This window comes from Arthrobacter sp. ov407, assembly GCF_900102895.1.
Lineage (GTDB): Bacteria > Actinomycetota > Actinomycetes > Actinomycetales > Micrococcaceae > Arthrobacter.
Map to the genome: position 1 here is coordinate 23857 of NZ_FNGD01000008.1, position 12647 is coordinate 36503.

9 protein-coding genes are annotated in these 12647 nt (G+C 66.6%); 7 read left to right on the plus strand and 2 right to left on the minus strand.

Translation table 11 applies throughout. From position 1 onward, the window contains the following. Nucleotides 1-34 precede the first annotated feature (34 nt). The gene (locus BLS42_RS11690) at nt 35-3820 is read right to left on the minus strand and encodes a multifunctional oxoglutarate decarboxylase/oxoglutarate dehydrogenase thiamine pyrophosphate-binding subunit/dihydrolipoyllysine-residue succinyltransferase subunit (protein WP_090581293.1); all 3786 of its coding nucleotides are present in this window, start codon (nt 3818-3820) and stop codon (nt 35-37) included. Nucleotides 3821-4185: 365 nt separating this feature from the next. Between BLS42_RS11690 and BLS42_RS11695 the strand changes: the two genes are divergently transcribed. The 6 genes from BLS42_RS11695 (at nt 4186) to BLS42_RS11720 (ending at nt 11260) form a co-directional block, all read left to right on the plus strand. Continuing rightward, complete coding sequence (locus BLS42_RS11695; protein ID WP_090581296.1) at nt 4186-5679, plus strand: GuaB1 family IMP dehydrogenase-related protein; 1494 nt, start codon at nt 4186-4188, stop codon at nt 5677-5679. A 327-nt stretch (nt 5680-6006) separates the two neighbouring features. Further along, entirely contained in the window at nt 6007-7344 is a 1338-nt protein-coding gene (locus tag BLS42_RS11700) for a hemolysin family protein (RefSeq protein ID WP_090581300.1), read from the plus strand. After that, nucleotides 7341-8405 (plus strand): hemolysin family protein, encoded by a 1065-nt coding sequence (locus BLS42_RS11705; protein WP_090581304.1) that lies wholly within the window; start codon nt 7341-7343, stop codon nt 8403-8405. Before BLS42_RS11700 ends, BLS42_RS11705 begins: the two co-directional genes overlap by 4 nt. Nucleotides 8406-8559: 154 nt before the next feature. Beyond that, nucleotides 8560-9519, plus strand: coding sequence for a metal ABC transporter solute-binding protein, Zn/Mn family (locus BLS42_RS11710; protein WP_256336429.1), 960 nt, complete (start codon nt 8560-8562; stop codon nt 9517-9519). A 49-nt stretch (nt 9520-9568) separates the two neighbouring features. Continuing rightward, a complete protein-coding gene (locus tag BLS42_RS11715) occupies nt 9569-10384 on the plus strand; it encodes a metal ABC transporter ATP-binding protein (RefSeq protein WP_176803368.1) in 816 nt (271 codons plus the stop codon). After that, nucleotides 10385-11260, plus strand: a complete 876-nt coding sequence (locus tag BLS42_RS11720; protein ID WP_090581312.1) for a metal ABC transporter permease — start codon at nt 10385-10387, stop codon at nt 11258-11260. A gap of 120 nt (nt 11261-11380) precedes the next feature. Here BLS42_RS11720 and BLS42_RS11725 read toward each other — a convergent pair whose 3' ends face one another. Then, on the minus strand, nt 11381-11842 hold the full coding sequence (locus BLS42_RS11725) for a Fur family transcriptional regulator (protein ID WP_090581315.1): 462 nt from the start codon (nt 11840-11842) through the stop codon (nt 11381-11383). 134 nt (nt 11843-11976) lie between these two features. Here BLS42_RS11725 and BLS42_RS11730 point away from each other — a divergent pair, with 134 nt between their 5' ends. After that, complete coding sequence (locus BLS42_RS11730; protein WP_090581318.1) at nt 11977-12633, plus strand: MBL fold metallo-hydrolase; 657 nt, start codon at nt 11977-11979, stop codon at nt 12631-12633. The last annotated feature ends 14 nt before the right edge of the window (nt 12634-12647 follow it).

A 12647-nucleotide genomic window follows, 5' to 3' on the forward strand; every position in this document is an offset into this window, starting at 1 on the left:
TTGTGTTTCAGTCTCCGGCCGGGCAGCAATGACGCTATTTACGTGCAAATGCCTGCTTGAGCAAGCTGTCCTGTTCTGCCGAGTGGCGCTTCATCGACCCTGCCGCGGTGGAAGCCGAGGCGGGGCGGGAGATGAGGCGGACCCGGCGGTCCAGGGCATCGGGCAGGTTCAGGCCGATGAACGGCCACGGACCCTGGTTGGCCGGTTCGTCCTGCGCCCAGACGACTTCGGCGTTCGGGTACTTGGCCAGCTCCGCGGCGATTTCGGCGGCCGGCAGCGGGTAGAGCTGCTCGACACGCACGATCGCCGTGGTCTTGTTCTCGGTCTTCTGCCGGGTGGACAGAAGATCGTAATACAGGCGTCCGGAGACCAGCAGCACGCGTTCGACGGCGTCGGCCTGCAGCTGAGCGTGTTCCGGAATGACCGGGCGGAACGAGCCGGTGGTGAAGTCCTCCACGGAGGACGCTGCGGCCTTCAGGCGGAGCAGCTGCTTCGGCGTGAAGATGATGAGCGGCTTGCGGGGCCTGCTGTAAGCCTGGCGGCGCAGCAGGTGGAAGTGCGAAGCCGACGTCGTGGGGTTGGCCACGATCATGTTCTCTTCAGCGCACATCAGCAGGAACCGCTCGATGCGGGCGGAGGAGTGGTCCGGTCCCTGGCCCTCGTAGCCGTGCGGCAGCATGAGAACGAGCGAGGACCGCTGGCCCCATTTCTGCTCGGCGGAGGAGATGAACTCATCGATGATGGTCTGGGCGCCGTTGACGAAGTCACCGAACTGCGCCTCCCAGAGCACCAGGGCATCCGGGCGTTCCACGGAGTACCCGTATTCGAAGCCCATGGCGGCGTATTCGGAGAGCAGGGAGTCGTAGATCCACAGCTTCGCCTGGTTATCCGACAGGTGGGCCAGGGGCAGCCATTCGTCGCCGTTGGCGCGGTCGTGGAAGACGGCGTGCCGCTGCACGAAGGTGCCGCGGCGTGAGTCCTGGCCGGCGAGCCGGACGGGGACGCCTTCCATGATGAGCGAGCCGAAAGCGGCAAGTTCACCGAAGCCCCAGTCGATGCCGCCTTCACGGGACATCGCCTCACGCTTCTCCAGCAGCTGCTTGAGCTTGGCGTGGACGGTGAAGCCCTCGGGGATGTCGGTGTGGGCCTTGCCGATGCGGGCCAGGGTCTCCGCGGAGATCGCGGTGGACTTCGGGGCGCTGACACCGGAATCGGACTGCTGGGCCATGGGACGTTCGAGATCGGACACCGCGGCGGAATCGGCCGTGATGATCGGGATCGGGGACGTCTGGGCCGCGTGGGTTTCGGCGAAGACGCGCTCCAGGCGTTCCTGGTAGTCGCGCAACAGCTGCTCGGCTTCTTCCTCGGTGATGTCACCGCGGCCGATCAGCGACTCGGTGTACAGCTTGCGGACCGAGCGCTTGGCTTCGATCAGGTTGTACATCAGCGGCTGGGTCATCGAGGGGTCGTCGCCCTCGTTGTGGCCGCGGCGGCGGTAGCACACCATGTCGATGACAACGTCCTTGTGGAAACGCTGACGGAACTCGTAGGCAAGCTGACCGATGCGGACCACGGCCTCCGGGTCGTCGCCGTTCACGTGGAACACCGGTGCCTGGATCATCTTGGCGACGTCCGTGGAGTAGGTGGAGGAACGCGAGGACGACGGGGCGGTGGTGAAGCCGACCTGGTTGTTGACCACGATGTGGATGGTGCCGCCGGTGCGGTAGCCGCGGAGCTGGGAGAGGTTGAGCGTTTCCGCGACAACACCCTGGCCTGCGAAGGCGGCGTCACCGTGCACCATGATCGGCAGCACGGGGAACGCCTCGCCCTGGTCGAGGCGGTCCTGCTTGGCGCGGACGATGCCTTCGAGGACGGAGTCCACGGCCTCGAGGTGGGACGGGTTCGCGGCGAGGTAGACCTTGGTCTCCTTGCCGTTGTCCGAGGTGAACATGCCCTCGGTGCCGAGGTGGTACTTGACGTCGCCGGAGCCCTGCACGGAGCGCGGGTCCTGGGTGCCTTCGAATTCGCGGAAGACCTGGGCATAGGTCTTGCCCGCGATGTTGGTCAGCACGTTGAGCCGGCCGCGGTGGGCCATGCCGATCGCCACTTCGTCGAGTTCGTCGTCGGCGGCGTCGGAGATGATCGCGTCCAGCAGCGGAATCAGGGACTCGCCGCCTTCGAGCGAGAAGCGCTTCTGGCCGACGAACTTCGTCTGCAGGAACGTCTCAAAGGCCTCGGCGGCGTTGAGCTTGGAGACGATGCGCAGCTGCTCGTCGCGGCTCGGCTTCGAGTACGCGTGCTCCAGCTGGTCCTGGAACCACTTGCGCTCGGCGGGGTCCTGGATGTGCATGTATTCGATGCCGGCGGTGCGGCAGTAGGCGTCGCGGAGAACGCCGAGGATGTCGCGGAACTTGAGCTGTGGCTTGCCACCGAAGCCGCCCGTGGGCCACTCGCGGTCCAGGTCCCACAGGGTCAGGCCGTAGGTCAGGACGTCGAGGTCCGGGTGCTTGCGCTGGACGTACTCGAGCGGATCGGTGTCCGCCATGAGGTGGCCGCGCACGCGGTAGGCATGGATCAGCTGCTGGATCCGGGCGACCTTGTTGATCTCGTCGGCCGGGTCCACCTGCAGGTCAGGGCTCCAGCGCACGGGCTCGTAGGGGATGCGCAGGGACTCGAAGATCTCGTCGTAGAAGTTCTGCGCACCGAGCAGGAGCTGGTGCACGAGCTTGAGGAACTCGCCGCTGCCGGCACCCTGGATGACGCGGTGGTCATAGGTGGAGGTCAGCGTGAGGACCTTGCTGATCGCGTTCTGCGCGATGATCTTCTCGCTGGCACCCTGGAACTCGGCCGGGTAGTCCAGTGCGCCGACGCCGATGATGGCGGCCTGGCCCTTGGACAGGCGGGGCACCGAGTGGACGGTGCCGATGCCGCCGGGGTTGGTCAGGGACACTGTGGTGCCGGAGTGGTCGTCCGCGGTCAGCTTGCCGTTGCGGGCGCGCTTGATCAGGTCCTCGTAGGTGTGCCAGAACTCGGAGAAGTTGAGGGTCTCCGCCTTCTTGATGTTCGGGACCATGAGCAGGCGGGTGCCGTCAGGCTTGGGCATGTCGATCGCGATGCCAAAGTTCACGTGCGCCGGCTGGACAGCCACCGGCTTGCCGTCGATCTCGTCGTAGTAGACGTTCATTGACGGGAACTGGGACAGGGCGCGGATGACGGCGTAGCCGATCAGGTGCGTGAAGGAGACCTTGCCGCCGCGGGCGCGGGCCAGGTTGGAGTTGATGACCACGCGGTTGTCGATCAGCAGCTTTGCCGGAATGGCGCGGACGCTCGTGGCGGTCGGCACTTCCAGGCTGGTGACCATGTTCGACGCGATGGCCTTGGCCGGGCCGCGCAGGACCGAGACGACATCCTCTTCGGGCGCCGTCGGGGCCCTGAGGTTCTTGGGCAGCTGCGCCGGGATCGGCGCGGTGCCGGGGCCGGCGTCGGAGGTCCTGGCGCCGTCCCGGGCGACGGTGGCCGGGGCTTTCTTGGCAGCCGGTGCGGGTGCAGCCGTGGCGGCGGGAGCTGCGGGCGCAGGTGCTGCCGGAGCGGCAGCAGGCGCTACCACGGGGAGTTCACGGGTGGAAGGATGCACAGCTGTCGCGGTGCCGGACGTTCCGTTGGCGGGAGAGGCGTCATTAGCTTCGAAGGATTCAAACAGAGGCCACCACTTGGCGTCGACCGTGTTCTTGTCCTGCTGGTAACGCTCGTACAGTTCGTCAACGAGCCACTCGTTTCCGCCAAATTCCTCTGGTAGACGGTGGCTAGGCTGCTCTGGCACTTGAAATACGCCTCTTCCATGAGTTTGATTCCCTCTGGCTTCCACGGTGCCTCGGCACAACGATTGAGCCAGTCTCTGCGTCCAGTGAACCCAGACCCATGCCAGTCTAGTGAGGATTCTGGCCAAACCGCCAATAAGCGTGACCCAAATCATGATCCGCCCCCGCAGCCACCGAATTGCAGTGAAGAAGCAGTGCGGAATCGGCTCGGACCCGGTGCCTTAAACGGTGTCTTGCACGGTGTCTTCCGCGGTGCTTAACACAGTGCCGGACGCGGTCCCGGCCCCGCCGTGAACCGCCCTAGAATCAAAGAAGAACCCGTGTGGCGCCGACGGCGCCAGCCGAGGGTGCCAGCAAAGGAGCAGCCGTGCGTTTCCTGAATGAGCCCACCACCGATCTGACTTACTCAGACCTCTTCCTAGTGCCGTCGCGGTCGGATGTCATCTCGCGCCTGGACGTCGACCTCGCGGCCGATGACGGGACCGGCTCGGCGATTCCGCTGGTGGCGGCGAACATGACGGCAGTGACGGGGAAGCGGATGGCCGAGACCATGGCCCGCCGCGGTGGCCTTGGAGTCCTGCCGCAGGACGTCCCGCTCGATGTCATCCGGGACGTCACGGCCTGGATCAAGGGGCGCCATCCGGTCCTGGAGACCCCCGTGACGCTCGCGCCCACGGACACCGTGATTGATGCCCTCCACCTGATGGGCAAGCGACCGCACGGCGCCGTTGTGGTGGTGGATGAGTCCGGCGCTGTCGCCGGTGTTGTCCGGGCCGCCGACTGTGAGGGCCAGGACCGTTTCGCGTCGCTGGCCTCCGTCATCCGCCACCAGCCGCTGGTGCTGGATGCCGGATTGCTCTCTGCTGGATCGTTTGGGGCTGGATCGTTTGGGGGCGGACCGGCCGCGGACGCTGTGCAGGCCCTCCGCCGCGCCTTTGAGGCGATGGACGCTGCCGGGACAGACTACGCACCGGTGCAGCAGAACGGCGTACTGGCCGGTGTGCTCACTCGCAAGGGCGCCCTGCGCTCCACGCTTTACCGGCCGTCCCTGGACGACGACGGCAAACTCAAGGTGGCCGCCGCCGTCGGAATCAACGGTGACGTGGCCGGGCGGGCCGCCGAGTTGCTGGCTGCCGGCGTGAATGTGCTGGTCCTCGATACCGCGCACGGGCACCAGCAGAAAATGTTCGACGCCCTGGCCGCCGTGAAGGGACTCAACCCCGGCGTCCCGGTGGTCGCCGGCAACGTCGTCACCGGCGAGGCCACGCGTGAGCTTATCGAGGCCGGGGCGGACATCGTCAAGGTCGGCGTGGGTCCGGGCGCCATGTGCACCACGCGCATGATGACGGCCGTGGGCCGCCCGCAGTTCAGCGCCGTCCTGGAGTGTTCCGCCGCCGCGCGGGAAGCGGGCGGTCGGGTGTGGGCCGACGGCGGGGTCCGCTACCCGCGCGACGTCGCCCTGGCCCTGGCCGCCGGGGCCAGCCAGGTCATGATCGGCTCATGGTTTGCCGGCACCCACGAAAGCCCCGGGGACCTGCAGCTCGACGCGGCGGGCCGGCAATACAAGGAGAGCTTCGGCATGGCGTCCGCCCGGGCGGTGCAGAACCGCAACCAGCGCGAGGGCGCCTTTGAAAAGGACCGCAAGGCGCTGTTCGAGGAAGGCATCTCCACGTCCCGCATGTACGTGGACGCGGCGCGGCCCGGCGTCGAGGACCTGCTGGATATGATCACCGCCGGCCTGCGCAGTTCCATGAGCTACGCCGGCGCTGCCGATCTCGCCGCTTTCCGGGAGCGTGCCGTGGCCGGCATCCAGTCCGCGGCCGGGTACGAGGAAGGCCGGCCCGTTCCGCAGAGCTGGTGAGTTCGGCGTGGCCGGTGACGCGGGCTGGCGGGGGCTGGCGGCGGCCGCTCCTGTAGACTGAAATTCTTATGGACAGTAAATCTAGGTGCCGGCCTGGGGGCTGTCAGCGGAGAACGGAAACCGTTCCCGCGCAGTCCACCCGCAGAGCCGGCAAACCCCGTTCACGCGCCCATCATTCTCCGGCCATACGCCACACCGGAGCCTTCCAGGAAACAGGGTCGGCCGCCGCCGACCATCCTCCGCCGGGCAGAGCCTTCCAGCATTTACGGTCCCTGCAGCGGCCCTTCCTTTGCGCCTCTGCCGCTGCTGCGGAAGCAGGCCGCTGAGATGGAATGGCTACTTCTAGCAGCAGGCCTCCTGCTCATCCTCGGCACCGGGTTCTTTGTCGCCGTGGAATTTTCCCTGGTCGCCTTGGACCAGGCCACCGTGCAGCGCGCCGTTGACACCGGCGACACCGCCGCCGTGCCCTTGCTCAAGTGCCTCAAGTCGCTCTCCACCCAGCTCTCCAGCTGCCAGCTGGGCATCACCATGACCACGCTGCTGACCGGCTACGTCATGGAACCGTCCGTCGGCAAGCTGCTCGAGGGCCCCCTCACCGCGCTCGGAGTCCCGCCAGCGGCGGCTGCCTCGCTGTCCCTGGTCCTCGCGATGGCGGTGGCCACCCTGCTCTCCATGCTGATCGGCGAGCTGGTGCCCAAGAACATGGCAATCGCGCGGTCCTTGCCGATCGGCAAAGCCGTCGCCCGGCCCCAGCTGGTGTTCACCGCCATCTTCAAGCCCGCAATCGTGGTGCTCAACGGTTTCTCCAACAAGGTCCTCAACGTCTTCGGCCTGGAGGCCAAGGAGGAAATCTCCGGCGCCCGCACCCCGGCCGAACTGGCCTCGCTCGTGCGCCGCTCCGCGGCCATGGGCACCCTCGACGCCGGAACGGCCAACTTCATCGCCCGAACCCTTAAGTTCTCCGGGCGGACCGCCGCGGACGTCATGACCCCCCGCATCCGCGTGGAGACCATCGACGCCGACCAGCCGGTCTCGGACATCGTCGAGGCCGCCAAGCGCACCGGATACTCCCGTTTCCCGGTCATCGGCGAGTCCTCCGATGACATTCGCGGCGTGGTCCATATCAAGAAGGCCATCGCCGTGCCCGCGGACCGCCGCGCCAAGCTGCAGGCCGGAGCCATCATGACCGATGTGCTCCAGGTCCCCGAAACCATCCACCTGGACGCCCTCCTCGCCGAACTGCGCGAGGGGAACCTGCAACTGGCCGTCGTCCTTGACGAGTACGGCGGAACGGCCGGCATCACCACCCTGGAAGACCTCGTGGAGGAAATCGTCGGGGAAGTGGCTGATGAACATGACAAGGTCCGGCCCGGCCTGCTCCAAAGCGCCTCGGGGGACTGGTACTTCCCCGGCCTGCTCCGGCCCGATGAACTCTCCGAACAGATCCCGGGCCTGACCGTGCCCGACGAGGCTGCCTACGAAACGGTGGGAGGCTACGTCATGAGCCAGCTCGGCCGCATCGCGGCAGTCGGCGACACTGTCGACGTCGTCGGCGGGACACTGAGCGTGACCCGCATGGACGGCCGCCGGATCGACCGGATCTGTTTCCGGCCCACCCGGGTACCCGGCGACGGCCAGCCCGCCAGCCAGGCCGGAGACGCATGAGCGACTGGGCAGGAATCCTGTGGCTTGCCTTCCTGCTGGTGGGCAACGCCTTCTTCGTGGCGGCAGAATTCGCCGTCATGTCCGCCCGCCGGAGCCAGATCGAGCCGCTGGCCGACGCAGGTTCCAAGCGCGCACAGACCACGCTGCGGGCCATGGAGAACGTTTCCCTCATGCTCGCGTGCGCCCAGCTCGGTATCACCGTCTGCTCACTGCTGATCCTGTTGGTGGCCGAGCCCGCAATTCACCACCTGCTGGCCGTGCCGCTGGAAGCGGCGGGCGTCCCCATGGGGGCCGCCGACATTGTGGCCTTCGCCGTCGCCCTGCTGGTGGTGACGTTCCTGCACGTCACGTTCGGCGAAATGGTGCCCAAGAACATCTCCGTGTCGGTCGCGGACAAGGCGGCGCTGTTGCTGGCGCCGCCGCTGATGTTCATCGCGCGAATGGTCAAGCCCGTCATTGCGGCGCTTAACTGGTCCGCGAACCACATCCTGAAGCTGCTGCGGATTGAACCCCAGAATGAGGTCACGTCCTCCTTCACGCTTGAAGAAGTGCAGTCGATCGTTCAGGAATCCACCCGCCACGGACTCGTGGACGACGACGCCGGACTCATTACCGGAGCGCTGGAGTTCTCCGAACACACGGCATCCCACGTGATGGTTCCATTGGGAAAGCTCGTCATGCTCAAGGCGGCCACCACGCCGGCGGAATTCGAAAAGGCAGTGAGTCGGACCGGGTTCTCGCGCTTCCCCATGCTCGATGACGACGGCATGCTGTCCGGCTACCTCCACATCAAGGACGTGCTGTCCATCCCGGACGCCGGATACCACCAGCCGATTGCCGAAAGCCGCATCCGCTCGCTGGCGAACCTGGCCATGGACGACGAAATCGAGAAGGCCATGTCCGTCATGCAGCGCACGGGCTCCCACCTGGCCCGCGTGATCGGCCCCGACGGGCTGACCCAGGGAGTGCTGTTCCTGGAAGACGTGATCGAGCAGCTCGTCGGCGAAATCCGGGACGCGACGCAGGCTACCGGCTACCGCAGGCTGGGCCAAGACCAGTAAAGGACAGCCCAGTAACGGACAGCCAAGTAACGGACAGCCCAGTAGCGGCGGCACGGCACGCCGGGTAGCCCTAAATAGGAATGATTCCCATTTAGGGCTACACTCGGGCTGTTGCTATTGCTCCTGATTCTCAATAACAGATCCGAGGTTTTCCGTGCGCCGTCCCGCTGTCCGAGCCATGCTGGCTGGTCTTGCCGGCTTGGGCCTCCTGCTTACCGCGTGCAGTCCGACGGCGGGCAGTTCGCGGGGGACCGCCGGCGACGGCGTGGTCGACGTCGTCGCTTCCACCAGCGTTTACGGCGCCATCGTCTCCAGCATCGGCGGCGACAAGGTCCGGGTCAGCTCGATCATCAACCGCACCAGCCAGGACCCGCACTCCTACGAGGCCACCACGCAGGACAAGCTGGCTGTCTCCAAGGCTGAGCTCGTGGTGGAGAACGGCGGGGGATACGACGCCTTCATCGACACGCTGGCAACCGACACCGGGCTGGAGCCCGGCGACATCATCAATGCCGTGGACGTCTCCGGCCTCGCCACCGAAAGCCCGGCAACGGCGAGCCCCGACTCCGCCGGCCACACCCACGAGCACACCGGGCTGAACGAGCACGTCTGGTACAGCCTGTCGGCCATGTCCCGCCTGGCGGACGCCGTCGCCGACAAGCTGGCCACGCTGGAACCGGCCTCGGCGCAGACGTTCAGGACCAACGCGGCGGCCTTCAAGGACTCGCTCGGCGGCCTGGAATCCAAGCTCGCCGCCATCAAGTCCTCGGCAGGCCACGCGCCCGTGGCCGTCACCGAGCCGGTACCGCTGTACCTGCTTGAGGACGCGGGACTGGAGAACAAGACCCCTGATGAGTACACGGCGGCGATCGAGGAAGACGCCGACGTCCCGCCCGCCGTGCTCAAGGCCGCCGTCGATCTCGTGGCATCCCGGGGCGTCCGGCTGCTGGCCTACAACACCCAGACCGAGGGGCCGCAGACGGTGGCGCTGAAAAAGGCCGCCGAGACCGCGGGTGTGCCGGTAGTGAACTTCAGCGAAACCCTCCCGGACGGCCAGTCCTATCTGCAGTGGATGACCGGGAACGTGGACAGCATCGGCAAGGCCCTAGGATGATCGCAACAGCGGGAGCAGCCGTCTCCGCGGAAAATCGAGGATACCCCCTTTGACACCGGTAGTGAGCCTCCGAGGCGCCTCCCTGGCATTCGGTCAGCGGACTCTGTGGGAGGGCCTGGACCTGGACATCAACCCGGGTGAATTCTTTGCCGTGCTCGGTCCCAACGGCAGCGGCAAGACCACCTTCCTGAAGGTCCTGCTGGGGCTGCAGGAACTGAGTACGGGAACTGCCGTGCTCGACGGCCACCCCGTTGAGCGGGGAAGCCGCCGGATCGGCTACGTGCCCCAGCAGAAATCATTCGACCCCGATACGCCCCTGCGCGCCCGCGACCTCGTGGCACTCGGCGTCGACGGCCACCGCTGGGGCATCCGCCTGGGCAATGCAAAAGTGAACCGGAAGGTCGACGAGCTCCTGGACCTCGTGGGCGCCTCCGACTACGCCAAAGTGCCGGTGGGGCAGCTCTCCGGCGGCGAGCAGCAGCGCCTGCGCGTGGCCCAGGCCCTGGCCACGGATCCCAAAGTGCTGCTGTGCGACGAGCCGTTGCTCTCCCTTGACCTTCAGCACCAGCAGGGCGTCAGCGCGCTGATTAACAAGCAATGCCGTGAGTCGGACAGCGCCGTGGTGTTCGTGACCCACGAGATCAACCCGATCATGGACTACGTGGACCGGGTCCTGTACCTGGCCGGCGGCCGGTTCCGGGTGGGCACGCCCGCCGAGGTCATGACCACCGAGGTGCTCTCCGATTTGTACGGCAGCCATGTTGAAGTCATCGAGGCCAATGGCCGGCTGATTGTCGTGGGGCTGCCGGACGGCGCGACGCACCACCACGAAGACGCTCATTCTGTCGCGGGAGAGGTGGGCTAAGTGGATCTGGGCAACCTGCTGCATTCAATCTTCAATTTCGAAAACTACGGCGAGCTGCTGGTCCTGGTGCAGAACTCCATCTGGGCCGGCGCCGTCCTCGGTCTGCTGGGCGGCCTAATGGGCACCTTCGTGATGAAACGCGACCTGGCCTTCGCGGTCCACGGAATCTCGGAGCTCTCCTTTGCCGGGGCGGCGTTCGCGCTGCTGATCGGCGCGAACATTATCCTCGGCTCGCTGGCAGGCTCGGTCATCGCGGCCGTGGTGCTGGGCGTGATGGGTGTCCGGGCACGGGACAAGAACTCGATCATCGGCGTCATCATGCCCTTTGGGCTGGGCCTGGGCATTCTTTTCCTGTCCCTGTACGAGGGCCGGGCGGCCAACAAGTTCGGCCTGCTCACCGGGCAGATCGTTTCGGTCGGAACGGTCCAGCTGCAGGTCCTTGCGGTTGCCGCAGTCGTGGTGATGCTGGCGCTGGTCGCCATCTGGCGGCCGTTGACCTTTGCCAGTGTTGACCCCGACGTCGCCTCCGCCCGCGGCGTTCCGGTTCGGGCCCTGGCCCTTGGGTTCATGGTGCTGCTGGGAATCAGCGTGGCGCTGTCCATCCAGATCGTGGGCGCCCTGCTGGTGCTGGCCCTCCTGATCACGCCCGCGGCGGCGGCCATGCGCGTCACGTCCTCGCCCCGGCTGGTGGTCACGCTGAGCATCGTTTTCGCGATGACGGCGACCGTCGGCGGCATCCTGCTGGCCCTCGGCGGCCGGCTGCCGATCAGCCCCTATGTCACCACGCTGTCGTTCCTGATCTACGTGGCCTGCCGGATGATCGGCAGCGCCCGGGCCAGGCGGGGGCTCAACGGGCGGGTATTGCGCAGCGCCTAGGGCCGCCGCAGGCCTCGCCTGCGGAATTTCCCCATATTTGGCGGCGGCCGACGGTGCGTTCCGGCGACCTGCCGGTAAATTCCGGGGTCACGAAGTCAAGGTGGGGAATTTCAGCAGCGGCTACTGGTTGGCTTGCAACGCCGTGCATTCGGGGCACAGCCCGAAGATTTCCACGGTGTGCTCCACCGCGGTGAAGCCGTGCTCGTTCGCGATCCGCGCGGCCCAGGCTTCGACCGCAGGGGCTTCGACTTCGACGGCCTTGCCGCAGTTGCGGCACAGCAGGTGATGGTGGTGCCCGGTGACGGCGCAGCGCCGGTACACCGCTTCGCCGTCGGCGTTGCGCAGGACATCCACCAGCCCGTCGTCGGCGAGGGACTGCAGGATCCGGTAGGACGTGGCGAGGGACACCGCGGTGCCACGCTCCTGGAGGATGCGGTGCAGTTCCTGGGTGCTGACGAAGTCCGCCAGGTCGTCCAGGGCGGCGCTGACGGCGAGGCGCTGCTTGGTGACGCGCTGTTCCTTACCCTGCACGGGTGCCGAGGCCGGAGTCCGGCTGCTGCCGGCGGTGGTGCCTTGGGACATCGTGGAACTCGCTTCGTCAAGGATGCGCGGGTGGGACTCGCCGAGGTGTGGTGGCAATGTCCAAGATTACCAGCGCCCAAGATGGCCAGCAGCGCTCCGTGGACACTGTGACGGCTGGTGCCTAGGCTGGCCGGATGAAGCTGACCAAATTCACGCACGCCTGTGTCCGCCTCGAGCAGGACGGCCGGGTGCTGGTGTTTGACCCGGGAACTTTTTCGGAGACGGACCAGGCCCTTTCCGGAGCACATGCCGTGCTGATCACCCACGAGCACGCGGACCATGTGGACGTCGACGCCGTCGCCGCGGCTTTGCAGTCAAACACTGCCCTTGAGCTTTTCGCCCCGGAGGCGGTGGCCGCGACGCTTCGCGGCAAGGCGCCCGAGGCCGGGAGCCGCATCCATGCAGCGGCCGCGGGCGAGGAATTTGAAACCTCGGGCTTCGCGGTCAGGACATATGGCGGCCAGCACGCCCTCATCCACCCGCAGATCCCGGTCGTGGCCAACGTCGGCTACCTTGTGGATGGCAACGTCTACCACCCGGGGGACTCCTTCGCGATTCCCGACGGCGTCGAAGTGAAGACGCTGCTCGTGCCCATTCACGCCCCGTGGAACAAGGTAGGTGAAGTGGTGGACTTCGTGATCGGCGTCCGCGCCCCGCAGGCCTTCCCGATCCACGACGCGCTCCTGAACGAGCTGGGCCGCGGCCTGGTGGAGGGGCATGTAACCCGGATCGGCGCCAAGTACGGCACGGAGTACCGGCACCTCTCCAGCGGCGACTCCGTAGAGGTCTAGCCTTCCGGGTTTCG